A 24,293-nucleotide genomic window follows, 5' to 3' on the forward strand; every position below is an offset into this window, starting at 1 on the left:
CACCTGGGAGGCGGAACTCATCAGGAATAGATCGCCTTCGCCTGGGCCTCCGCGCTCTTCTGCAGGGACGCGATGTTGCCGGTGCTGGGGTCGTCGATGAACTTCTGGATGATCGAGATCATCGCGTTGGCCATCGCCGGGTCGGCGTCGCGGTCCATGAACTGGGCCACCGCCTTGCACTTGCCGATCTCGACGACCGACTTCTTCTGGATCGCGTTGTAGGTGGGCACCTGGAGGCCGCTGACCAGGCCGACGTCCCACTGGTCGGTCTTGAGGTACTCGCTCTCGGCGGCGCCGGTCCCGATGTACTCCAGCACCGCCTTGGCGGCATCGGTGTTCTTCGCCTTCTTGCTGAGCATGAAGCCGTCGGTGGGGGCGTCCATGTAGTCCTGTCCCCACTGCGGGTTGACCGCGGGGAAGGGGAAGAAGTCGAGGTCGTCCAGATTCGCCTTGTCACTGACGTACTGGGCGGCGACCTGGTTGGTGCCCTGGAACATCATGCCGGCCTGCTTGTCCTCCAGCAGCTTGACGCTGTCCTGCCAGATACGGCCGTTCGCGCCGCTCTGCATGTAGGGCATGATCTCGGCCCAGTGCTGGAAGACGGTGTGGACGCCCTGGTCGGTCCACGGCACCTGGTGCTTCATCAGCTTGCTGTGGTAGTCGTAGCCGTTGATGCGCATGTTGAGGATGTCGAAGGTGCCCAGCGCCGGCCAGCCGTCCTTGTCGGCGAACGCGATCGGCGTGATCCCGTCGGCCTTCATCTTCTTCGCCAGCGCGACGTAGTCGTCCCACGTGGTGGGGACGCTGTAGCCCTTGGCCGCGAACTGGCTCTTGTTGTAGAAGACGACCCACGGGTAGTTGTAGATCGGCACCAGGTACTGGTGGCCGTCCAGCCCGGTGGACAGGCTCTTGGCCGCCGGGCTGAAGCTGCTCCCGATCTTCTCCCACACGTCGTCGATCGGCTGGGCCAGGCCCTGCGCGGCGAAGTACTGCATGCGGTATCCGGCGAACCAGGTGAACAGGTCGTCCGGGGTGCCCTGCAGATAGCTGGTGATGTTCTGCTGGAACGTGTCGTGGTCGACAGTGTTGATCGTGATCTTCGCCTTGGTGGAGGCGGTGGCCGACGTGGTCAGCGCGGCGAACGCGGACTTGACCGCCGGGTCGGAGTAGTTCGACCCGAAGGTCACCGTGGAGCCGGCGACGGAGTCGGTCGCGCCGCCCGACGCTTTGGTGTCCTTGTCCTTGTCCGAGCTCGAACTGCCGCAGGCGGTCAGCAGACCTCCGGAGACGGCAGCCAGCCCGGCACCGGCGGCCACGCCCCTGAGCAGATTCCTGCGTGTCGGGGACGGGCCGGTTCCCATGCTGCTGCCCGACGACTCGACGTCCGACATGGTGCCTCCATGTGTGTGTGGGCGTATTCAAGAAGCAGAAGGCGAATGCTGGCGGAGCGGAGCGTTTCAGCGGCTCTGTGCGCCGATCCGTTTCCAACAGAAGTCACCAAGATGAAACGCCATCGCAACTGCAGGGTAGTTCTACGCCACATGAAGGGGGGCGTCAACGTTCTTATCCGGATGCGTTGCCGGACCGTGATGTCCAACTGGTGTTGGAACATGTTCGCTTCCGGTCGCCGATGCTCAGCGGCGGACCCGGCGGGGCGATGCCGGTGCGCCAACTTCCTTCCGTGTCCGGCCGGCGCGTGGCCGAACTCCCCATCATCGGCGTTCGACCGGGTACGGCGCTGCGACGGCGCTCACATCCGTGTCTGCTGAGCCGGGTGGGAAAGAGGCCCGGATCGGGGGGAGTTGTCCGCCCGGGGCGGACAACCGGCCATATCGCCCCTCGCGACGGGCGACTGGCGCTACGCGGAGTGGTCGATCAGCAGGTCGGCGCTCCGGCGGGCCAGCTGGGTGCCCGCCTGGCTGACGGTGACCGTCACCCGCAGGGCGCTCGCGGTGCAACCGGGGAAGACGAGATACGTCGTCGTCGTGGACACCCGGGCATGAGGGGCGAAGGTCACCTGGCGGGGGAGCGGGTCGATCACCGGGCAGCCGCTCGGGATGCCCGTCGCCGTGGCGGACAGCCAGCTGCCCGCCCAGGTCTCGCTGACCGCCTGCGACTGGCCGGTGCAGTTGGTGGCGACCAGCTCCAGGGCCGAGGTCCCGCCGGCCGTGATCTCGGCCGGATCGAAGGCCAGGCTGTCGATCCGGACGACCTGCGCGCAGGAAGGGGACGGCGCGCCGTCCGCCGCCGCCGGGCCGGCGCCCGACACCGACACGGCAACGCCCAGCGCGGCGGCGGCGGTCAGCGACGCGAGAACTCTGCGGGGCATGTCGATTCCTTCCCTCATCCGGGCCTGGACCGCCCGGACCGACCGGCGGCCGACCGACACCAAAGTGCCGCCCCCGGGGGCGGTTGGCAATGGTCCGGACCTCCGCCCGACCGGCAGCAAGACCCGATCCGGCCGATCCTCGATTGCCGCCCGGTTTCCGTACGTGCGCACTCGATGCCAGGCTGTCGCCATGAAGGGCAACATTCCGCAGGAGACAACGAGTTTCGTGGGCCGGCGGCCGGAACTCGCGAGGCTGGACGCCGCGTTGGACACCCACCGGCTGATCACCCTGACCGGCGCCGGCGGGGTCGGCAAGACCCGGCTCGCGCAGCGCGCGGCGGCCGGCACCGCGACCGGGCAGCGGACCGGCGGCGCCACCGGCAGCAGGCCCGGCCCGGCCGCCGGGGCGGGCACCGCCGCCTCGGCCCGCTTCCCGGACGGCACCTGGTGGGCCGACCTGGCGACCCTGGACACCCCCGAGTTGCTGCTCGCCACCGTCAGCGACGCGGTGGACCTCGCCGACCACTCGCCGAGGATGCCGGTCGAGGCGCTGTGCGAATGGCTGGCGGACAAGCGGCTGCTGCTCGTGCTGGACTCCTGCGAGCACCTGATCGACGAATGCGCCCATCTGGTCGGGGAGCTGCTCACCGCCGCCCCCGGCGTGACCGTACTGGCCACCAGCCGCCGCCCGTTGGCCTCCCAGGTGGAGGAAATCCTCGATGTGCTCCCGCTGCCGGCCGACGGCGACGACGCGCTCACCTTGTTCACCGAGCGGCTGACCGCACGGCTGGGTCCCGCCCCGCTGGCCGAACCGGGCGCCACCGAGGCGGCCGTGTCCATCTGCCGCCGCCTGGAGGGCATCCCGCTGGCCATCGAGCTGGCGGCGGCCCAGGTTGGCCCGGCCTCCGTCGCCGAGATCGCCGACCGGCTCGGCTCCCGCTTCGACGTGCTCTCCCGCTCCGGCTTCGTCTGGCCCCGCCGGCACCAGACGCTGCGTACCGCCATCGGCTGGAGCCACGAGCTGTGCGCGCCGCTGGAGCGGCTGCTGTGGGCCCGCCTCACCGTCTTCCGCGGCACCTTCGACCTCGCCGCGGCCCGGGCGGTGACCGTCGGCGGACCACTGCGCCCCGAGGACGTGGAGCCGGCCCTGGAACGGCTGGTCGCCCAGTCCGTCGTCCGGCGCGACGGCGACGGCGAGGGTTACGGGGAGGGCTACGGCGAGGGCTATGGGGACGGCTACGGACACGTTTACGGTGAAGGCGCCCCCGGCACCGGTGACGGCATCCCGGGCGTGGACCGGCGCGCGCCCGTCGACCGCTACCGCATGCTCGACACCATCCGGGAGTTCGGCCACGAGTGGCTGACCGAGCTCGGCGAGGCCGACACCCTCGCCGCACGCCACGCCGAGCACTTCACCGCCCTGGCGCGCTGGGCCGACGCCGGCTGGCCGGGCGCCGACCAGATCCCCGGCTACCGCATGATCGAGGACGCCCACACCGATCTGCGCACCGCCCTCGACCACTGGCTGGTCCACGACCCCGCGAAAGCCGCCGAGCTCGGCGGGCTGCTGGTCTACTTCTGGACCTGCTGCGGCCACCTGAAGGAGGCCCGCACCTATCTCGAACGCGCTCTCGCCCTCCACACCGTCCCGGGCAGCGCCCGCACCCGGGCCCTGATCGGATACGGCGTGACCGTCACCCTCCAGGGAGACTACGAGCTCGCCCACCGGATCAGCGCCGAGGCGCAGGAAGCGGCCCGGGCGGACGGCGACCGCGAGGGGCGGTTCGGCACGGCCAGCTTCGTCGGCCTGCTGGCCATGCTCACCGGGCAGCCGCAAAAGGCCCTCGACATCGCGCGGGAGGCGCTGTCGACCGCCCCCGGCTTCGCCTTCGACTCCCCGGACCGGCTGCGCTGCAGCCTGGTCGAGGTGCTCTCGCTCACCGCCCTGGGAAACTTCGTCGAAGGCCAGGCCCGCGCGCTGGAGTTACGGGAGCACTGCGTGCGCACCGGCGAGATGTGGACCCGTTCCTACCTGGACTACCAGCTGTCGATCGTCGCCCTCTTCTCCGGCGCGCCCCGGGAGGCGGCGGCCTACGCCCGCACGATGCTGGAGAGCAAGCGGGCGCTCCACGACGCCTTCGGCATCGCCCTCGGCCTCGATCTGCTGGCCGCCGCGCTGGCCGCCGACGGCGGGGCCGAGCAGGCGGCGTCCGTCTACGGCACCGGGGCGATGTACTGGCGCAGCGTCGGCCACCTGCAGCGCGGCGCGCCCGAACTGGAAGCGGTGCGTCAGCGCTGCGAGGCGACCGCGCGGGAAGCCCTCGGCGACGCCGGGTACGCCGCGGCGTTCGCCCGCGGCGCCACCGCCGACGGCCCGACGGCGCTGGCGGCGGCCCTCCGGCCCGCCCCGCCGGGCCTTGACTGACGCTTTTACGGGGTGCCGTCTCCGTTTCCACCTCCGGGGCGAGATCATGCGTGGGTGCGGAAGCCCGCGCGCCCTTTCGCGGTTAGCCACCGTGGACGGTGCCGCGGCGCACCGCCCGCCGCAAGGACCCGAGCCGGACGTCGGCCGGTGATGGTCTGAAAGGTTTCGATGAAGGGCTTCCATGTCTGCTGAGATCACCGTGCCCGCGGGCACACGGCACACCAGGATCCTCGGTGTCGGCGCCTACCGCCCGCGGCGGATCGTCGACAACGCCGAGGTGTGCCGGCACATCGACTCCTCCGACGAGTGGATCAGGTCCAGGACCGGCATCAGGACCCGCCGGTGGGCGGGCCCCGACGAGACGCTCGGCGTGATGGCGGAGCAGGCCGCCAGCAAGGCGATCGCGGCGGCCGGCCTGACACCGGGCGACATCACCTGTGTGATCGCGGCCACCTTCACCCACCTGATGCAGACGCCGGCCGTCGCCACCGAGATCGCCCACCGCATCGGTGCGACCGGGGCGGCGGGCTTCGACGTCTCCGCGGGCTGCGCGGGCTTCGTGCACGGCGTGGTGCTCGCCTCCGACGCGGTGCGGGCCCGCGGCGGTCATGTCCTGGTCGTCGGGGTCGAACGGATGACCGACATCCTCGACCTCACGGACCGCTCCACCGCCTTCATCTTCGGCGACGGCGCCGGCGCGGTGGTCGTCGGCCCGTCGGACACGCCCGGCATCGGCCCGGTCGTCTGGGGCGCCGACGGCGGCCAGGCGGACGCGATCAGCCAGAACGCGCCCTGGGACGTCCTGAAGAGGGACCCCGGGCACCCCTTCCCCTCGCTGCGCCAGGACGGGCAGCGGGTCTTCCGCTGGGCGGTCTACGAGATGGCCAAGGTCGCCCTGCAGGCGCTGGACGAGGCCGGTGTCCGCCCGGAGGAACTCGACGCCTTCATCCCGCACCAGGCGAACGAGCGGATCATCGACAGCATGACCCGCTCGATGGAACTGCCCGAGCGGGTGATCGTCGCCAAGGACATCGTCACCAACGGCAACACCTCCGGCGCGTCCATCCCGCTCGCCATGGAGGCGGTCCTCTCCTCCGGCGCGGCGGTCTCCGGCGGCACGGCCCTGCTGCTCGGCTACGGCGCCGGCCTGTCCTACGCGGCGGTGGTCGCGACCCTGCCGTAGGCCACCCCCCCGGGCGGGATTCCCAGGACACGGAGCGGCGGTGATCCGCGTGCCGCCGCTCCGTGTCACCGCCCCGCCGTACCGGTCCGCGCCGGGTGCCGGGCCTGTCAGGGCGACCGGCAGCACGCGGACCGCCGGGCGGGGTGCTCGGGTCGCCGTCGGCCGCGCGCTGGTGATCCTTTCAGAGCCCGCTGTCCGGACGAAAAGAACCAGCCACCCCGCCGCACCCGCCGGTCCGGTCCGATCCGCGCGGGCCGAGGGCCGATCGCCGTCGGACCGCCCGGCCGCGATGGCTGAAAAGCATCGCCCGTCCGTCAACGCGGCGGACCGGCGGACCCGGCCGGTGGACCCGGTCAGCCCACCGCGCCGAGCGCCGCCTCCAGCCGGGGCCCCGCGAACTCCCGCACCCAGGCCAGGTGTTCCCCCCGGTAACCGCGCGGCACCACCTCGACCAGCATGATCAGGTACAGATAGCAGCGGTACAGGGCGATGCGCCGCAGAGCGGCGTCGTCGAAGCGGATCCGGCCGCCGCCGGCGCCGTATCCGGCCAGGAAGGCGGCGTCCGCCTCCGGCCGGGTGTCGAAGAGCGACATCGACGCGAAGTCGGCCAGCGGATCGCCCCAGAACATCCGCTCGCCGTCGATGAGTCCGCTGATCACCCGGTCGCCCACCGGGCCGTCGAGCAGCACATTGCCCGGCCACAGGTCGAAGTGGACCAGGGCCGGCTCCGCCACCTCGTCCAGTACCGGGGCCGCCGCCGCCAACCTGGCACGTATCCAGGGGACTTCGCGCGGCAGCCACGGCCGGTACCTCTCGGCGTCGTCCAGGACGGCACCGGTCATCGCCGCGAAAGCGGTCGCCCAGCGGTCGGCGAGCGAGCCGGAGCCAGGCGCCGGATACCCGAAGCCGGGCCCGCGTACGGTGTGCAACCGGGCCACCAGCCCGCCGAGTCCGGACCGCAGCCGGTCGCGCTCCGCGCCGTCCGGTTCGGCCCCCGCGCCCCGCCAGGGCGCGCCCGGGCAGTGCGTCATCAGCAGGAAGGGCGCCGGTGGACCCGTCTCGTCCGGCTCGGCGTGCAGTACCTGAGGGGCGGGTACCCCCACCGCCGCCGCGGAGGTGCAGAACAGCGCCTCGCCGTGGAGCAGTCCGGTCTCGTAGGCCATCCGCGGGATGTCCGGGGACGGCGGGACCTTGAGCACCAGCGGTGGGCCGTCGGTGAGGTCGATCCGGTGCAGGGAGTTGTATGTGCCGCCGGTCATCGGCGCGTGCCCGGCGATCCGCGCCGCGGGTATCCCGGCCCGCGCCAGCAGCCCCGCCACCGGCTCGACCGGACGCTCCCGCACCGCCATGCCGCCTCCCCCGTCCTGCCCCGGCCGCCACCCTACGCGGCGGCACCGGCCGCCGGCGGTGAACCCGGTATGACCCGTCCGGAGCACACCGGGCGGCCGTGCCCCGCCCGTCCGGCGCGCCGCCCGCGGCCCCCGCCGGGGCGGCGGAATGTGCGGCGAGCGGGTGCTTCCGGGGCCGGGGACGGTTAGCGCGTCAGTCTTGTGGTCATAAAGTCATAAAATCGGACAAAGTGAAGCGCTTCCCGGGTCGCGCACGGCGGCAGGGCGGGTACGCGGAAGGAGCACCATGGGCCAGGGCGGGATCGCGCAGCGTCCGTCGGACCCGGAAGCCGAGGAGCCGCCCGACGGCCCCGCACAAGCCCGGCGCCGCAGAAGACTGCTGCCCTGGAAACACAAGCGCGATCTGACCCCGGCCCAGCTCCGCCGCCGCAGGCTCACCGTCCGCGGCGCGCTCGGCGTCGGCGTGATCTGCGTCGGCTCCCTCGCCTGGTCGATCGGCGACGCGCTCACCTACCCGGGCTCGGACAGCAACGCGGCCCGGCTCGCCGAATGGGCCCGTGACCACGAACTCGGCTTCGTGGTCAACGAGTTGGAGGACCTGCAGTACAAGCTGAACCCGCCCAAGGTCGGCGGCTCGCTGCCGGCCGACGCGCTGGCCCGGATGAAGGCCACCGCCCCGGCCGGCCCCGCCCCGGCCCACGTGGCCGCCCAGCCGCTCATCCCGGCGCGCGCCCCGATGCGGCCGCTGGTCAAGCCGGCGCTGGCCGGCGAAGGCGTCTACCGCACCCTCGCCAGCGCCCACGGCGAGCCTGTCGTGCAGGGCACTTACGTACGCCCGGACGCCGAGCACACCTCCTACGAAGCCGCCGTCGCCTGGATCAGCGGCAAGTACGCCCGCTTCCAGCTGCACCCCGGATTCCGCGAGCCCGGCGAGACCTTCGACGTACCGCCGACCATCCCCAAGGGCCAGCGCAAAGGCCTGGTCGCCACCTGGAACGGCGGCTTCCGGATCACCGACGGCGGCTCGCGCGGCGGCTTCTACCTCGACGGCAAGACGGCCGGGACCCTGCGCGACGGCGCCGCGTCCGAGGTGTTCTACCGGGACGGCTCCGTCAAGATCGGCGTCTGGGGCCGCGACGTGCGCAAGACACCGGACGTGGTCGGCATCCGGCAGTGCCTGGAGCTGATGGTCGACGGCGGCAAGGTCGTACCCGACATCAACGACGACTCCAAGTGGGGCGTCAGCGACCAGGGCGGGATGTTCGTGCCCCGGTCCGGGGTCGGTGTCACCGCCAAGGGCGACATCGTGATGGTCGTCGGCCAGGCGCTGAACGCCCGGAGCCTGGCGAACCTCATGCAGCGGGCCGGCGCCGTCCGCGCGATGCCGCTGGACATGAACCGCGCCTGGCCGTCCTTCATGTCCTACGACGGCAGCCACGACCCGTCCAACCCCAAGCCCACCAACATCCTCGACTTCGAGGACCCGCCGGACCGCTACTACGTCCAGGCCACCCGTGACTTCGTGGCGGTCTACGCCCGCTGAGGGGGCCGCGGCGCGGCCCGGGGGCCCTCGGCGCCGCCGGGCCGGGGGCGGGGTGGAACCGGCGGCGTACTGGCGGGGCGACCCCCCTCACGTCGTAGGCTCGGAGCATGGCAGGTGAGGAGACGGGACAGGACGGCGCCGGGCGCGAGCCCGCCGCGGCCGCGGAGAACGAGCGTCCGCCGCGCGGCGCGGGCCAGGTGCTGGCGACCGGCGGCAGCGTACGGGTGGACAGCTGGATCTGGTGTGTGCGGCTGACCAAGACCAGGTCACTGGCGGCCACCGCCTGCCGGGCCGGGCATGTGAAGGTCAACGGCGAGCGGGTGAAGGCCGCCCAGGCGGTACGGGTCGGCGACGAGGTGCGGCTCTTCCACGCGGGCCGCGAGCGCGTCGTCATCGTCTCGAAGCTGCTCAGCAAGCGGGTGGGCGCGCCGGTCGCCGTGGGGTCGTACGTGGACAACAGCCCGCCGCCGCCCCCGCGTGAGGACGTGCTGGCGCTGGGGATGCGGGACCGGGGCGCGGGGCGGCCCACCAAGCGGGACCGCAGGGAACTCGAACGGCTCCGCCTGCTCGGGCCGTCGCGGCGCGCGCCGGGCGACTGAGCCGGGGCGCCGGCGGCGGTGGGCATCGCGTGCGGCGGCCACCGGCGGAGCGATCGGCGGCGGCCGAGGCCGGTGGCCCGCAGGCCACGGCGACGCTCTCGCCTTCGTAAACTCGCAGTGCTAGTTTGCGAAGGGCGCGGCCTGCCCGCGGCCACGCCGGAACACGCCCGCCGAGGAGTCCGCGATGCGCCCAGTCCACTTCGCCGCCGCCCGCCGAACCCCGATCGGACGGCTTCGGGGAGCGCTCTCCGGTGTGCGGCCCGACGACCTCGCCGCGACGGTGCTGCGCGGCCTGCTCGACGGTGTGCCGGACCTCGACCCGGCCCGGATCGACGACGTGTACTGGGGCGCCGCGAACCAGGCCGGCGAGGACAACCGCAATGTCGCCCGGATGGCCGTCCTGCTCGCCGGGCTCCCCGACACCGTGCCCGGCGCCACCGTCAACCGCCTGTGCGCCTCCGGCATGGAGGCCGTCACCAGCGCGGCCCGGATGATCGCGGCCGGCGAGGCCGACATCGTGATCGCCGGCGGCTCCGAATCGATGAGCCGCGCCCCCTTCGTCCTGCCCCGCCCCGACGAAGCGCTGCCCCGGACCATCGAGACGCACGACACCCGCCTCGGCTGGCGGCTCACCAACCCCCGGATGCGCGAGTCCAACGGCGTGCTGTCCATGGGCGAGACCGCCGAAGAGGTCGCCGAGCGGTACGGCGTGGAGCGCGCCGACCAGGACGCGTTCGCGCTGCGCAGCCACCGCAACGCCGCCGCCGCCCGCAAGGACGGGCTGTTCGACGCCGAGATCGTCCCCGTCACCCGCCCCGACGGGGTCACCGTCACCGAGGACGAGTCCATCCGCGAGGACACCACGGCCGAGCGGCTCGCCGGGCTGCGGCCCGTCTTCCGCGACGGCGGCAGCGTGACCGCCGGCAACTCCTCACCCATGAACGACGGCGCCGCCGCGCTTCTGCTGGTCAGCGAGGAGGCCCTGCGGGACCTCGGCCTGGACTCCCTGGGGCGCTACGCGGCCGGGGCCAGCGCCGGCGTCCACCCCGATGTGATGGGCATCGGGCCGGTCCCGGCCACCCAGCGCGTGCTCACCCGGCTCGGCCGCGGCATCGAATCGGTCGAAGAAGCCGAATTCAACGAGGCGTTCGCCGCCCAGGCCCTCGCCTCCGTACGCCTGCTCGGCATCGACCCCGCCCTGGTCAACCCGACCGGCGGCGCCATCGCCCTCGGTCACCCGCTCGGCTGCTCGGGCGCCCGTATCCTCACCACCCTCCTGCACCGCATGGCCCGCACCTCCAGCCACCGGGGCCTGGCCACCATGTGCGTCGGGGTCGGCCAGGGCGCCGCGGTCCTCGTCGACCGCGACTGACCACCGGCTGCCGTCCCGCCCGGCCGCCGCGGCACGGCCGGGCGGGACCGCCGGGGAAAAACAAGGGGTTGGCGGCCCCGCGCCCCTCTGTAAGACTCGACGCGAGCATGTACCGACAGGCGGAAGGACGGCATCGACTTGACCGGCCCAGGCGGGGCGCAGCTCCTCGCCATCAGCGACCTGCACGTCGGCTACAAGGCCAACCGCGCCATCGTGGAGGGCCTGCGGCCCGACACGGACGAGGACTGGCTGATCGTCGCCGGTGACGTCGGCGAACGCTTCGAAGACATCACCTGGGCACTGGCCACCCTCAAACAGCACTTCGGCACCGTGATCTGGCTGCCCGGCAACCACGAGTTGTGGACACCCCCCGACGACCCGGTGACCCTGCGCGGCGCGGCCCGCTACCAGCACCTGGTACGGGCCCTCCAGGACATCGGCGTGATCACCCCCGAGGACCCGTACCCGATCTGGCAGGGCCCGCGCGGCCCGGTCGCGGTCTGCCCGCTGTTCCTGCTCTACGACTACAGCTGGCGCGACGGCACCCCCGGCGCCACCACGAAGGAGCAGGCACTCGCCCAGTCCGCCGAACTCGGCGTGATCTGCACCGACGAGATGTTCCTGCACCCCGACCCGCTGCCCGGCCGCGACGACTGGTGCCGGGCCCGGGTCGCCCTCACCGAGGACCGGCTCGCCGCCCTCGACCCCGACCTGCCGACGGTGCTCGCCAACCACTGGCCGCTCCAGCGCGACCCCACCGCCGTCCTGCGCTACCCCTCCTTCGCCCTGTGGTGCGGCACGGAGCTCACCGAGGACTGGCACACCCGCTTCCGCGCCACCGAGGTCGTCTACGGCCATCTGCACATCCCCCGCGTCACCTGGCTGGACGGGGTGCGCTTCACCGAGGTCTCGCTCGGCTACCCCCGCGAATGGGGCCGCCGGGCCGACGGCGCGCCCGGCCTGCGCCGCATCATGGCCGGAGCCCAGGAGGCCCGCCGGTGATCGAGTACCTGGTACCCGCCGCCGTACGCTCCCGCGTCGTCTACGGCGACGCCCTCGACCGGTCCCCGCTCTACCCGGAAGAAGCCGAGGCCGTCGCCCGAGCGGTCGCCAAACGCCGCGCCGAGTACGCGGCCGGCCGCGCCTGCGCCCGCGCCGCGCTCGCCGAACTCGGCAACGCGCCCGGGCCGATCCCGCGCGACACCGAACGCGGCGCACCCGTCTGGCCCAAAGGATTCGTCGGCAGCATCACCCACACCGAGGGCTACCGCGCCGCCGCCGTCGCCCGGGACAGCGACATCCTCACCCTCGGCATCGACGCCGAGCCGCACGGACCGCTGCCCGAGGGCGTCCTCGACGTCATCCTCGCCACCCCCGCCGAACGCGCCGCGCTGACCGCGCACACCGGCCGCCGCCCCGACATCCGCTGGGACCGGCTGCTGTTCAGCGCCAAGGAGACCGTCTACAAGGCGTGGTATCCCTTCCACCGCCGCATGCTCGGCTTCAAGGAGGCCGAACTCCTCTTCACCCATGACACCGGGGAGACGTCCGGCGGCGGAACGGACGCAGCGCCCGGGGCGGTCGGCCCCGACGGCGGCCCCGACGACAGCCGCGGGACGTACACCGCGCGGCTGCTGATCCCGGGCCCGCTGCTCGCCGAGGGCATCGGCCCGGCCGTGTTCACCGGCCGCTGGATCGTGAGGAACGGATACGTGGCGACCGCCATCGTCGTACCCAACGAGCAGGACGACCCGCTCAGGCGGACTGGCGGCGAATCAGCGTCGTCTTGAAGATCACCGACCGGGTCTCCCGCTCGCCCTCGTCGATCAGCGCCATCAGCAGCTTCGCCATCTCCGCCGCCATGTCCTCCACCGGCTGCCGCACCGTCGTCAGCAGCGGGCGTGAGGCCAGGGCGGCGCTGCTGTCGTCGAAGCCCACCACGGCGACGTCGTCCGGGACCTGGCGGCCAAGGTCGCGCAGCACCAGCAACGCCCCTTGCGCCATCAGGTCGTTGGCGACGAACACCCCGTCGGTGTCGGGGTGTTCCTCCAGCAGCCGCCGCATGGCGTGCTCCCCGCCCTCCTGGGTGAAGCCGCCCTCCACGCTCGGCACGAACGCGTGCCCGTGCTCGGCCATGGCGTCACGGAAACCGGCCAACCGGTCCTGACCGGCCGGCGAGTCGTACGGGCCGGCGATGGTGGTGATCCGCCGGCAGCCGCGCGACAGCAGCAACTCGGCCGCCAGCCGGGCGCCGGCCTGCTGGGCCACGTCCACGTAGCTGATCGGCAGCGGTGTCTGCGGGCGGGCGAAGAGCACCGTCGGCACCCCCGCCTCGGTCAGCAGGAAGGGCAGCGAGTCCCCGGGCGCTATCGACACCAGCGCCACCCCGTCGATGTGCTCCTGGCGCAGGTTGGCGACCAGATCGTGCCGGGCGTCCTCGGAGTCCGCGAGCATCAGCACGGGGTGCACACCGCGCGGCCGCAGCACCGTGAGCAGGCCGCCCATGATCCGGCCGAAGAAGGGGTCGCTGAACACCCGGCTCATGAAGGGGTCGTCGGCGCCCTTGTGGTTCGGCACCGAGAAGACCAGGGCGACCGAATCGGTACGGCGGGTGACGAGGGTCCTGGCCGCCCGGTTGGGGACATAGCCGGTGTCGGCCACCGCCTGCTGGACGATCCGCTGGATCTCCGGGTCCACATTGCGCGTCCCGTTGACCACACGCGACACCGTGGCCCGCGACACCCCGGCGGTCCGCGCGACGTCTTCCAGCGTGGGCTGGTGGGGCCGGGCAGGACGGCTGCTCGTCATGGTCCAAGTTATACCACGCAGGAGAGCGCTCTCCGGGATGCTTCGCAGCTGGGGCGGGATGCGGCAACCCCCCACAGGCCGACCGCACCCCGCCCCGTACAGGTCCCCCGCGCCGCCCGCCCCGCGAAGGGGGACGGGCGGCGCGGGCGACAGCTCAGGCGTACACGCCGAACTCGTACAGCGAGTAGCCGTAGGCCGTGCCGCGCGTGCCCATGGTCACCCGCACATAGCGGCCCGACCCGCTGACGTCGAAGGTGTCCACACCCCCGGCCCCGGTGGTCGTCGTGTAGACCGTCGTCCAGTTGGTGCCGTCATTGGACAGCTGCACCTGGTACGCCTTGCCGTACGCGGACTCCCAGCCCAGCTGGACGTGCTTGACCGCGGTCGTCTGGCCCAGATCCACCTGGATCCACTGCGGATCGGCCCACTCGCTCGCCCAACGGGTGTCCCAGCGGCCGTCCGTGGCGTTCGACGGCGGGAACGGCGCTCCGTCACCCGTCTGCTGATAGGTCGACGCCGTGGTCGGCCGGCCCAGCGCCACATTCGTACCGCCCACCGAAGGCGCCACCACCCGGAACGACCGCGTCTCGATCCCGACGTTGCCGTGCCCGTCGTAGGCGTACACGTACACCTTCCACACCCCGAGCGCCTTCGGCGCGGTGGCGGTGAACCGGCCGTCGCCGGTCTGGGTGAAGTTCACCTGCAGCAGCCCGGTCCCGCCGTCGACGTACTTGGACGAGTACATGAGCTGGTAGCGGATCGGATCGCCGTTCGGATCGGTCGCCGCCGCCGTCACGTCGAAGGTGCCGCCGGCCGGGACCGACGCGCTGTTGCTCAGCGTCATCGACCCGATCACCGGCGGGGTGTCGGCCTGCGGCGTGCCGCCGTAGTCCTTCGCCACCGAGTAGTACATCAGCCGCTTCCAGCCGCTGGGACGGACGTTGAACCACACGCCGCCGAAGTCGTCCTCCTCGCCGTAGTTGAAGAGTGTCGCGCCCAGCGCCACCCCGGTGTGTCCCGCTATGCAGTTCCACGCCGAGACGTAACCGTCCCGTTTCTGCGTGTCGGTCGGCTCCGTCGGCACCCCGTTGGCGTCGTCGGGCACCTCCCACTCGCCGGCCTCACCGGACTCGGTCACGATGTACGGCTTGGTGTAACCGCCGTTGATCCAGTCCTGCTTGACCCCGCACACCGCGCCGTAGGAGTTGACCGCGTACAGGTCCAGCGACGGCGTGTACTGCTTGTAGTACGGCCAGGCGCCCGTCCACGCGTCCGTCGACGTCACCGGGTGGTTCGGGTCGATGGCGTGGATCGCCTCCACCACCTGCTCCACGTACTTCGCGTAGGCGATGCGCTGCTGCTCGACCGCGGCGCCGGTGTAATGGTCCTGGGTGGTGAGGATGACCTCGTTGCCGACGTCCCACATCAGCACGCCCGGATGGTTCTTGTAGGTGGTCACCCAGTTCTTGATGTCATTGAGCGTGTTGGTCTTGTACGCCGTGTCGTTCACGTAGTCGGCGCCCTGGTTGAGCCAGAAGCCGTTGACGACCTTCAGCCCGTAGGCCGCGGCCGAGTCCAGCAGCGGCTTGCTGCTCGCGTCGGTGCCCCAGGTGCGCAGGGTGTTGACGCCCATCGCCTTCAGGTCCCGCATATGGGCGTCCGCCGTGCTGGTCGCCGGGCCCCAGGTCATGCCCTTGACCTGCCAGGGCTTTCCGTCCACGGTGAGCTGCCAGTTGCCCTGACTGCCCGTCACATGGACGTTGCTCGCGGCGGTCGGCACCGGCGGGTCGGTCAGCGGGGCCGGCGCCGTACCGGTGGTCTGGGACACGGTGACGTTGTCCAGGCTCAGCACCCCGCCGGAGGAGGTGTCGGCGCCCGGCGAGGTGCAGCCGCACACCGCGTTCGGGTAGGAACCGCCGATCCGCAGGCTGAAGTCCAGATACAGCCCGTGGTGCACCGCCGCGTTCCAGGTGGACACGCCCACCTGCGACTCACTGACCTGCCACACCTGCTTGCCGTCCAGATACCAGCGGATCTGCTCGTCGGAGGTGGTGCGGTCCACGATCTCGGAGTACGTGTGGTAGCCGGTCTGGCAGTCGGAACACGTCGCCAGTCCGCTGGTCAGACCGTTGTACTCGGCGCAGTTGCCGCCGGGCGCCGTCCCGCAGTGCAGGGTGGCGGACAACTGGCTGCGGCCGTTGACGTCCTCCAGGATGTCGCTCTCGCCCACCGCCGGCCACGCCGCGGTGTTGCCCCGGTAGGCGGCGCCCATCGCCCGGAAGGACGGCCAATAACCGAGCGCCTTGGCCGGATTGGGCTGCTTGATCGTCGCCGAGATCTGCAGCTGGCCGCCCGCCGGGGCGGTGAAGTCGCTGCGCCGGGTCTCGATCCGGCTGGACGTCCAGGACGAACCCGACTTCAGCGCGGTCAGGTTGAGATGGCCGGCGCCGTCCAGGCCGATGTTGGCGGGGGAGTTGGTGGCCGTCTCCACCTCACCGGTGCCCCAGTTGGCCGCGCCGCCGGGGTAGGCGGTGCCGGTGTCGATGATCCAGTCGCCGGAGGCGGGCGGCGCCCCGGTCGACCCGTTGAAGTCGTCGCTCCAGACCGTGGTCCAGTTGCCGGGCGGCGGTGTGCCGGTGCCCCCGCCGGTTGTGCTCCCACTGGTGGTTCCGCCGTCACTCGTACCGCCGACGGTGGTTCCGCCGACCGTCGTACCGCCCGACGTACCGGTCCCGGCGGTGCCGTAGACCTGGAACTCCCACAGCGAGTAGCCGTAGCCGTTGACCCGCGCGGTGCCGTTCATACGGACATAGCGGCCGGAACCGCTGACGGTGAGGGTCTGCGTACCGCCGGTGCCGGTGGTGGTGGAGTAGACGCTGGTCCACTGCGTGGCGTTGTCCGAGACCTGGATCTGGTACGAGGTCGCGTAGTTCTCCCAGTTCAGCACCACCTTGCTGAGGGTCGAGGTGGCGCCGAGGTCGATCTGGATCCACTGCGGATCGCTCCAGGCGCTGGCCCACCGGGTGGTGGTGTCGCCGTCGACGGCCGCCGAGGCCGCGTAGCCGGCGCCCTCGGTACTGGACGTGGTGGCCGGCCGGCCCTGCGAGAGCAGGGTGTCGGCGGCGTGCGCGGACGTCGTGGGGACGGCCAGCGCGTACACCGCCAGTCCTACGGCGAGCAGCGTGAGCAGCAGCACGCGAAGGGGCGGGGGGAGCGAACCGAGCCGGGCGGACGCTGAGGGTGAGGCTCTCATGCCGGTCTCCTGCGGTGCGAGGGGGGAAGGAGGGGGAGGGCGCCGCTCCAGTGACGGCAGGAGGCTGGGAGAGCGCTCTCTCAGTGGTCCTGATGGTTGCCGCTGCGTTTCCGGGGTGTCAAGGGATCGAACCGGAACGGGGGGAGGGGGCGCCGTACGGAGGCGGAGGATTCAGCGCGGAATCGGGCATCGCGGGCGCGAGGGCCAAGATCGGCCGCGGCTCGGCGGGTTGGGGAGGGGGCGCGGGGCGGGGGCGTCAGGCGGAGAGCGGGTGGCCCCGGCCGGGAAGCGCGGGCGCGCGGCGCCGCCGGGGCGGAGGGGGCCCGTGCCGGGACCGGGCCGGGCGAGTGCGGGTACGGATGCCCGGCAGGGCGGGAAAACGGCTGGTCGGGGGGCATGCGGGGTACCGGCCCCACGGGGAGGTCGATGGATCCGGGGCCGGGCGGATGCGGCTGGCCCGGGTCGGGGGCGCGGGCGGGCGCGGCCCTGCCGGGGCCGGGTCCCATGATCGGGGTCGCGGCGGGGCGGTTGCGGGCGGGAGGCGTCCGGCGGCTGCGGGGGCCGGGCGCTCCGTGCCGGGCGGGCGTTCGCGGTCCCGGGGGTGCCGGTGGCAGCCCCGAGGCCACCTGTTCACCGGAACGCCGCGACCGCACAATGAACCCATGTCCGACTCGGGCGGGACACCCCAACTCGTCTGGGACGCCTGCGTCGAGCACAGCGAGCTGGTGTTCCGGGTGCACGATCAGGTGTCCTGGCAGCGCGACCGCCGGCTGGAGTCCGGCGCGCGGGGGCTGACCATTCCGCTGGCGGACGGCCTGACCAGGACACTTCTGGCGCTGTCCCTGTACGCGCGGTCGAACGACGTCGCCGCCGCCACCGGCCGTCACCTCACGGGCGACGAGCTGGCCGGCCTTCCGCTGCTGCCCCTGGTCGCGGAGCAGCGGCGGCACTACGAACTCTTCACCGGCCTGGAGACGGTGACGCTCGACCCGGTCCGCTCCCACCTCGTCGGCATCCTCAAGCTCCTGACCTACGAACAACCCGGCCATGGCGCACTGATGCTGGCGCGGCTCGGCGCCGACGTGCACATCGTCGTCGTGCGGCTCACGGACCGGTATCGGAACGCCGGGCTCGCCGTAGGTGATCTGCGCGCCGTCGCGGACGGAGCCACCGGGGACGCTCCCGCCGTTGAGCAGCCCCGACGCGAGGCGCGCGGGCCCCGGGTGCGGGGCGGCCGGTGGCGGCCTGGGGTTGACAGGCGGGGCCGGGGGAGCTGAGAGTTGCGGAGTGGGGCGGGAGAGCGCTCTCCAACTCCGCGCGCAGCAGGTCCACCGCTCCCACGGAGCCCGAAGGGCGAACCCGGCCGCCGGGCGCCCGTCCTCCGCCCAACGACCACGCGGCCCCGCGCTGCCGACGAGCCGTCATCCGGCGGCGGCGCGCGTACCGGCCCCGAAGGGATGACCATGATCACCCCCGCGCCCCCGCCGCCCCCGCAGTCCCCACCGCTGGCGCGCGGCCCGCAGCAGCCGGCCGCCGGAACGCCGGGACCGGCCGCGGCGGAACTGGACGCGCTCGTCGCCGCGCTGGACCTGCCCGCCAAGATCCGGCTCCTCTCCGGCGCCGCGTCCTTCCGGCTGCACGCGGAACCCGCCATCGGCCTGCGGGCGATCGGCGTCTCCGATGGCCCCGCCGGAGTCCGCGGCGAACGCTGGGACGAGCGCGACACCTCTCTCGCCCTGCCCTCCCCGACCGCGCTCGCCGCCAGCTGGGACGACGAACTGATCACCGAACTCGGCGGGTTGCTCGCCGCCGAGGCCCGCCGCAAGGGGGTCGGCGTGCTGCTCGCCCCCACCCTCAATCTGCACCGCAGCCCCGGCGCCGGCCGCCACTTCGAGTGCTTCTCCGAGGACCCGCTGCTCACCGCGCGGACCGCGGCGGCCTACATCCGCGGCGTGCAGGCCGGCGGGGTCGCCGCGACCGCCAAGCACTATGTCGCCAACGACTCGGAGACCGAACGCCTCACCCTGGACGCGAAGGTGGACCGGCGCACCCTGCGCGAGGTGTACATGGCGCCCTTCGAAGCCGCGGTCGCCGCCGGGGTGTGGGTGGTGATGTCCGCCTACAACGGGGTCAACGGCGCCACCATGTCCGAAAGCCCGCTGCTGGCCGAGCCCCTCAAGGGCGAGTGGGGGTTCGACGGCGTGGTGATCTCCGACTGGGGAGCCGTCCGCACCACCGAGGCCGCGGCCCTGGCCGCCCAGGACCTCGCCATGCCAGGGCCCGAGCCGCGCTGGGGCGCACCGCTGCTCGCCGCCGTGCGCGACGGCCGGGTGCCGGAGAAGACCGTCGACGACAAGGTCCGCCGCATCCTGCTGCTGGCCGCCAGGGTCGGCGCGCTCGGAGCCGTGCCGGAACCGCGCGCGTCCCCCTCGCCCGGCACCGCGCGCGGCCTGCTGCGGCGGGCGGTGGCGGCCGGCTGCGTACTGCTGCGCAACGACGGCGGACTCCTGCCGCTCGCCGCCGGCGGGACATCGGCTCCCGGCCGGATCGCGGTCATCGGCCCCAACGCCGCCGCCGCGCGCTTCCAGGGCGGCGGCAGCGCCGCGGTCTTCCCGGAGTCGGTCGTCTCGCCGCTGGCCGGTATTCGGGAAGCGCTCTCCGGTACCGGGACGACCGTCGTCCACGCCGAGGGCGCCGTGCTCACCACCCGCCCGACCCCCGTGCACACCGGCAACGCCCGCGACCCGCGCACCGGCGACCCCGGAGTCCTGGTCCGCTATCTGGCCGCCGACGGCACCGAGATCCACGCCGAACACCGGCTCAGCGGCCGCGTCCTGGAATCCGGCGACGCCCCCGAACTCGCCGCCACCGCCGCCTCCGTCGAGGTCAGCGCACTGATCATCCCCGACACCCCGGGGGAGTGGCGGTTCTCGGTGATCGGACTCGGCGCGGTCTCGCTGACCGCCGACGGCGCACCGCTGCTGGACACCTATGTCACCCCGGAATCCGACGACCCCACCTATGTGCACGTCAGCCCGCCCTTCCGCACCGCCTCCCACCGGGTCGAGGCCGGCCGGGAGCTGCTGCTGACCGCGGCCCGGCGCTGGGAGACCGAGCACGGCCACGCGGTGGCGCTGGCCGTGGACCCCCCGGCGCGCGACGAGGACGCGCTGATCGCCGAGGCCGTCGAGGCGGCCCGCGGCGCCGACACCGCGATCGTCGTGGTCGGCACCACCGACGAGATCGAGAGCGAGGGCTTCGACCGCGGCTCGCTCGCCCTCCCCGGCCGGCAGGACGAGTTGGTCGCGGCCGTCGCCGCCGCCAATCCGAGAACCGTGGTGATCGTCAACTCGGGCGGCCCGGTCGAACTGCCCTGGCGGGAGAGCGTTCCCTCGGTGCTGCTGTGCTGGTTCCCCGGCCAGGAGGCCGGCCACGGCCTGGCCGATGTGCTGTTCGGCCGCGGCGAACCGGGTGGCCGGCTCCCCACCACCTGGGGAGCGCTCTCCAACGCCGCCCTGTCGCCAGCGCCCTCCACCCTCCCGGTCGACGGCGTGCTCCGCTACGACGAGGGCCCGTACATCGGCCATCGCGCCTGGCGCCGCTCCGCGGCCCGGCCCGCCTACTGGTTCGGCCACGGCCTCGGCTACACCACCTGGGCCTACGAGCAGCTGGAGGTCGCCGCGACCGACCCCGCCGACCTCGCCGACCCGGCCCCCGCCCCCGACGCCACCGCTGTCCTCGCCCGCGTCACCGTCCGCAACACCGGCCCCCGGGCCGGCCGGGAGGTCGTACAGCTGTATCTGACCACCGGCGCCGACGGGTACGACGACGGCGGCCCGCGGCTGGCCGGTTACGCCGCCGTCCGCGCCGAGCCCGGTGAGCCGGTGGTCGCCGAGGTACGGATCGCCCCGCGTGCCTTCCAGCGCTGGTCGCCCCGGCAGGGGTGCTGGCAGCCGCGCCCCGGCCCGTACACCCTGCACGCCGGACCCTCCGCCGACCGGCAACCGCTCTCCCGAGCCCTGACGCCCTGACCGCCCCCACCCCGAGAGCGGGCGCCCCTCGCGTCCTGACCGCGAGGGGCGCCCCAGCAACCGGTCCGCCGCCGGGCGCCGACCGGGATCAGTCAGCCGCTCCCGGGGCCGTGCCCCCGGCCGTTCCGGTGGAGGAGGCGCCCGGCACCAGCGACGCGTAGTGACGCAGCAGGGGCACGCGATTCACCGCCCACACCGCGGACAGCAGGCTGGTGTAGGAGACACCGAAGCGTCGTACCGCACCCTCCTTGTACACCGCGGCCAACGGGCTCAGTTTCCCCCTGGCGGCGGACGAATAGACATGGCCCATGGTGATGGCGGCCAGCCGGTTGTACCGCGACCAGTCGAAGGAGTCGTCGACGGCGATGTCCGCGGTCGCCCGTTCGACCACGCCCGGATCGCGGTAGTCGCGAACGGCGTAACGCATCCCCTGCTGGGCCGTACCGAGGGCCGCCAAGCCCTGCCGGGCGTACGACATCTTCCACGCCGGCCGGATGCCGCCGATCGGCCCGAGGATCGGCAGGTGCCCGCCGGGGGCGCCGGAACGCCACTGCGCCTCCGGATACAGGAACCAGCGTCCGTTGCGCCAGCCGATCAGGTCGGCGAAACGCGCGATGTCCCCCTCCGCCGTGTACAGCCGCTGGAGTTGAGGGGTGAAGCCGAACCGGCCGTCGCTGCGGCGCATCCACAGCTCGTCGAGCGCGGCCAGATCCTCGCGGCGCAGGTGCGGCACCCGGTCCATCGGGATCATCCGGTTGCCCAGCCGTTCCGGGTCCGAGCCGGCCGCGATCATCAGCAGACGTATCGTCTCCCGGTCGGCCCGCTGCCACTCCCTCACCCTGAGCAGGTCGTCCAGCCGGTCCAGCGGCAGCGCCGACTGTCCGCGGCCCGGCTGCGAGCCCGCCGCGGCGTCGGCCAGCGCACCGAAGTGCTCGTGCAGTCGCCGCGCCGCGGTGTCCTCGGGATCCAGCAGGTGCAGCGCCTCCCAGAGGGCGGCGGCGGTGGCCGGCAGCGCCGCCTCCGCCTTGCGGCGCAGAGTGCCCAGATCGGCGCCGGTGAGCAGATGCGGGAAGAGCAGCATCGCGGCGGCCTGCCAGTACGGCTCGCTGCGCAGGCTGGGCTGCTGGTAGTAGGCCGGGCCCAGTTCGCGTGACGCCCGGGGTACGGCTTCGAGCAGCCGCGCCTCCAACTCCTCGGCGCTCAGCGGCCGCTCGGCGCCGCCGAGGATGTCGATCACGGCGGCGGTGAAGACGCCCAGCTTCCGGCGCGGGTCCTCGAAGGAGACCCCGCCCTCGCCGCACCCCGAGAAGATCGCCACCCCCGGGTGCCGGCGCAGGTCGATACCGTCGAGTCCGGCCGCCGGCCCCGGCAGACCCGACCGGGCCTGCGGTCCGGCGTTCTCGCGGCAGGCGTCCAGCAGCAGGATCCGGTCGGCGGCGCTCGCGTCGGGAAGGACGTTGACGACCTGTTCGACGGTGACGCTGCGCTCCGGCCCGCGCCACCGGTCGACGGCGGTGTCGTGGACCAGCAGATGGGTCCGGCCGTCCATGCCGGTCACGCCGTGCCCGCTGAAGGAGAACCACACCCGGTCCCGCGAGGTGAGGTCCGGGAAGTGGCGCGGGATCTCGGCGATGTGGCGCCCGATGTTCTCGAAGGTGGCCTCCGGTCCGGTCAGGGTGTGGACGCGGTCGGCGGCCAGACCCAGCGTCCGGAAGGTGCGGGCCAGCGCGGCGGCGTCCGCCTCGGCGTAGGCGAGCACCGGCATCCGGGGAATCCCCGGCAGCCGGTTGACGCCGACCGCCAGGACCACGTCACGCGAAGAGCCCACCGTCCCGCTCCCGATCCAGCCGGTCCAGTCGATTCGGCCGCGTCAGCCGCGGCGCAAGGTGAGTTGGAAGGTGGCGGAGGTCGAGGCGCCGAGGCCGACACCCAGCAGGGCCAGCTTCCCGTCGGCCGTGAGGCTGACGGAGACCTGGATCTCGGCCACCCCGAAGCCGGCCGCCGCCGTTTCGGCCTCGCTGACAGCCGAGCCGATCTGACGCAGCAACTCACCGAGACGGCGGCCCAATTCAGGGGTGGACACGGCCGTCGTCGTGGTGGTGGGCGATGTCTCCGGCTCCCGGCCCCAGCCTCTGCCGCCGCCCGGCGCCGGCGGCGGCGTTTCCTGCCCCGCGGTCAGTACGAGAATCCGCTCGTCGGTCATTCGCCCACCTTTCCCTTGTCACGCGCGGATTCCGGTCCGGCTTCCCCTTCCGGACTTTCGAGGATCTCGGCCTCCACCTCTTCCGCCGCCCAGTCCTCGAGGATCTCGGCCTCGACCTCGTCCAGGATCTCCGCGATGGGGACGGCCTCCCCGTCCTCGGGCACGTCCGGCACACTCGCCGTCAGGCCGTAGCGCTCGGCGAGCCAGCGCTCCCGGTACAGCCGGTCGGCGGTGCTCGCGACCCGGCGGAAGATCGCCGCGTTCTGCCCGGCGCCGATGCCGATGCCCACCACCGGAAGCAGCTTCTCGACATTCTGGGCGGTGGCCTTGAACCCGAGCTGGGTCAGTACCCGGGTGATCAGTTCGGTGACCCGGCTCTTGGGTATCTTCCCGGCCTTGCCGAACTTCTCCAGCCACTTGAATCTGCGCTGGGCGAGCAGCTGCTTCACCCGGCTCAACTCGCGGTAGGCGGCGGCCTTGTTCTGCGCGCGGCGCGCCACGCCGACTCCCAGGACCCCGAGCGAGAAGGCCGTCTCCTGCTCGTCACCGGACAGGGTGTCGAAGCCGTAGTACGCGGCGGTGTGCGCGACGAGCCGCAGACTCCCGACCAAAGTGGCCGCCGCGTCGCCGACCATCACGCCGACGACCATGGCCGGCCCCGCCCCGGTCACTGTGAGGGCTTCGCCGCCGGTGATCGCGAACCCGGCGCCGGCGCCCTCGATCAGCGCCACCGACGCGTAGGACAGCGCCAGATTCGGTTTCACCCGGTCGATGTCGGCGAGATCGAGTGCGCGGATGTCGGGCAGGACCCGCGCCTCGAACCCGGCGGCGCGATAAGCGGCCAGGATCTTCTCCGTTCGTACCGAGGCCACGGCCAGGTCGAATCCCTGCTCGAAAAGGCTCTCCAGGCCCTCCTTCAGCAGTTGCTCGAACTTCTCCGAGCCGGGCAGGACATGGGCGCCGCGGCGGGCCGCCTGACCGGCGGCCGCCGCCTTCTTCCGCAGCGATTCGGGCATCCGCCGCCCGACTCGCGCGTGCAGGCGCTTGTCCTTCCATTCCTGGATCTCCGCCCACGCCCTGCGGTCGTAGTCGGTCATGCCCGGCGGCGCCACAGCGCCGGGTCCGCCGTCCTTCACCATCGATATCGCCCCCCAGCGAAACGGAAGCGCGGCGGTCCGCGCCGGCGCCTTCCCACCCA

At 72.8% G+C, this 24,293-nt stretch carries 17 protein-coding genes; 9 read left to right on the forward strand and 8 right to left on the reverse strand.

All coding sequences use genetic code 11. The features are described 5' to 3' along the window. Positions 1–20: 20 nt before the first annotated feature. Both ACFO3J_RS07735 and ACFO3J_RS07740 read right to left on the reverse strand, forming a co-directional pair. Positions 21–1,361, reverse strand: coding sequence for an ABC transporter substrate-binding protein (locus ACFO3J_RS07735; RefSeq protein ID WP_386427807.1), 1,341 nt, complete (start codon positions 1,359–1,361; stop codon positions 21–23). 497 nt (positions 1,362–1,858) lie between these two features. Next, positions 1,859–2,329, reverse strand: a complete 471-nt coding sequence (locus tag ACFO3J_RS07740) for a hypothetical protein (RefSeq protein WP_386427443.1) — start codon at positions 2,327–2,329, stop codon at positions 1,859–1,861. Positions 2,330–2,519: 190 nt separating this feature from the next. Here ACFO3J_RS07740 and ACFO3J_RS07745 point away from each other — a divergent pair, with 190 nt between their 5' ends. Both ACFO3J_RS07745 and ACFO3J_RS07750 read left to right on the forward strand, forming a co-directional pair. Then, positions 2,520–4,754 carry an ATP-binding protein gene (locus ACFO3J_RS07745; RefSeq protein ID WP_386427445.1) on the forward strand — a complete coding sequence of 745 codons (2,235 nt, stop codon included), beginning with the start codon at positions 2,520–2,522 and terminating at the stop codon, positions 4,752–4,754. Positions 4,755–4,935: 181 nt separating this feature from the next. After that, positions 4,936–5,937, forward strand: a complete 1,002-nt coding sequence (locus tag ACFO3J_RS07750) for a beta-ketoacyl-ACP synthase III (protein ID WP_386427447.1) — start codon at positions 4,936–4,938, stop codon at positions 5,935–5,937. 353 nt (positions 5,938–6,290) lie between these two features. Here the strand turns inward: ACFO3J_RS07750 and ACFO3J_RS07755 are convergent, their stop codons facing one another. Continuing rightward, the gene (locus ACFO3J_RS07755; RefSeq protein WP_386427449.1) at positions 6,291–7,286 is read right to left on the reverse strand and encodes a phosphotransferase family protein; all 996 of its coding nucleotides are present in this window, start codon (positions 7,284–7,286) and stop codon (positions 6,291–6,293) included. A gap of 286 nt (positions 7,287–7,572) precedes the next feature. On the opposite strand from ACFO3J_RS07755, the gene ACFO3J_RS07760 reads away from it, so the two are divergent. The 5 genes from ACFO3J_RS07760 to ACFO3J_RS07780 all read left to right on the forward strand — a co-directional run bounded on the left by ACFO3J_RS07760 (position 7,573) and on the right by ACFO3J_RS07780 (position 12,590). After that, a complete protein-coding gene (locus ACFO3J_RS07760) occupies positions 7,573–8,829 on the forward strand; it encodes a phosphodiester glycosidase family protein (protein WP_386427451.1) in 1,257 nt (418 codons plus the stop codon). A 107-nt stretch (positions 8,830–8,936) separates the two neighbouring features. Then, positions 8,937–9,428: an RNA-binding S4 domain-containing protein gene (locus ACFO3J_RS07765; RefSeq protein WP_386427453.1), complete on the forward strand. Its 492-nt coding sequence runs from the start codon at positions 8,937–8,939 to the stop codon at positions 9,426–9,428. Between the two features lie 184 nt (positions 9,429–9,612). Then, positions 9,613–10,800: an acetyl-CoA C-acyltransferase gene (locus tag ACFO3J_RS07770; protein WP_386427455.1), complete on the forward strand. Its 1,188-nt coding sequence runs from the start codon at positions 9,613–9,615 to the stop codon at positions 10,798–10,800. Positions 10,801–10,932: 132 nt separating this feature from the next. Next, positions 10,933–11,802, forward strand: coding sequence for a metallophosphoesterase family protein (locus ACFO3J_RS07775; protein ID WP_386427809.1), 870 nt, complete (start codon positions 10,933–10,935; stop codon positions 11,800–11,802). Continuing rightward, a complete protein-coding gene (locus tag ACFO3J_RS07780) occupies positions 11,799–12,590 on the forward strand; it encodes a 4'-phosphopantetheinyl transferase family protein (protein ID WP_386427457.1) in 792 nt (263 codons plus the stop codon). Before ACFO3J_RS07775 ends, ACFO3J_RS07780 begins: the two co-directional genes overlap by 4 nt. Here ACFO3J_RS07780 and ACFO3J_RS07785 read toward each other — a convergent pair. After that, entirely contained in the window at positions 12,556–13,608 is a 1,053-nt protein-coding gene (locus ACFO3J_RS07785) for a LacI family DNA-binding transcriptional regulator (protein WP_386427459.1), read from the reverse strand. The genes ACFO3J_RS07780 and ACFO3J_RS07785 overlap by 35 nt on opposite strands. A gap of 154 nt (positions 13,609–13,762) precedes the next feature. After that, positions 13,763–16,861, reverse strand: a complete 3,099-nt coding sequence (locus ACFO3J_RS07790) for a discoidin domain-containing protein (RefSeq protein ID WP_386427461.1) — start codon at positions 16,859–16,861, stop codon at positions 13,763–13,765. A gap of 662 nt (positions 16,862–17,523) precedes the next feature. On the opposite strand from ACFO3J_RS07790, the gene ACFO3J_RS07795 reads away from it, so the two are divergent. Then, positions 17,524–18,138, forward strand: a complete 615-nt coding sequence (locus ACFO3J_RS07795) for a hypothetical protein (RefSeq protein WP_386427463.1) — start codon at positions 17,524–17,526, stop codon at positions 18,136–18,138. 186 nt (positions 18,139–18,324) lie between these two features. Beyond that, complete coding sequence (locus tag ACFO3J_RS07800) at positions 18,325–20,892, forward strand: glycoside hydrolase family 3 C-terminal domain-containing protein (protein WP_386427465.1); 2,568 nt, start codon at positions 18,325–18,327, stop codon at positions 20,890–20,892. Positions 20,893–20,980: 88 nt separating this feature from the next. Here ACFO3J_RS07800 and ACFO3J_RS07805 read toward each other — a convergent pair whose 3' ends face one another. From ACFO3J_RS07805 to ACFO3J_RS07815, 3 genes are read right to left on the reverse strand one after another with little or no spacing between them, the layout of a single operon-like run. Further along, positions 20,981–22,720: a GUN4 domain-containing protein gene (locus tag ACFO3J_RS07805; protein WP_386427467.1), complete on the reverse strand. Its 1,740-nt coding sequence runs from the start codon at positions 22,718–22,720 to the stop codon at positions 20,981–20,983. Positions 22,721–22,762: 42 nt separating this feature from the next. Further along, positions 22,763–23,095, reverse strand: coding sequence for a Pepco domain-containing protein (locus ACFO3J_RS07810; RefSeq protein WP_386427469.1), 333 nt, complete (start codon positions 23,093–23,095; stop codon positions 22,763–22,765). Beyond that, a complete protein-coding gene (locus ACFO3J_RS07815; RefSeq protein WP_386427471.1) occupies positions 23,092–24,192 on the reverse strand; it encodes an EcsC family protein in 1,101 nt (366 codons plus the stop codon). Before ACFO3J_RS07815 ends, ACFO3J_RS07810 begins: the two co-directional genes overlap by 4 nt. Between the last annotated feature and the right edge of the window lie 101 nt (positions 24,193–24,293).

The sequence above is a fragment of the Streptomyces polygonati genome, assembly GCF_042650325.1.
In the GTDB taxonomy this organism is placed as follows: domain Bacteria; phylum Actinomycetota; class Actinomycetes; order Streptomycetales; family Streptomycetaceae; genus Actinacidiphila; species Actinacidiphila polygonati.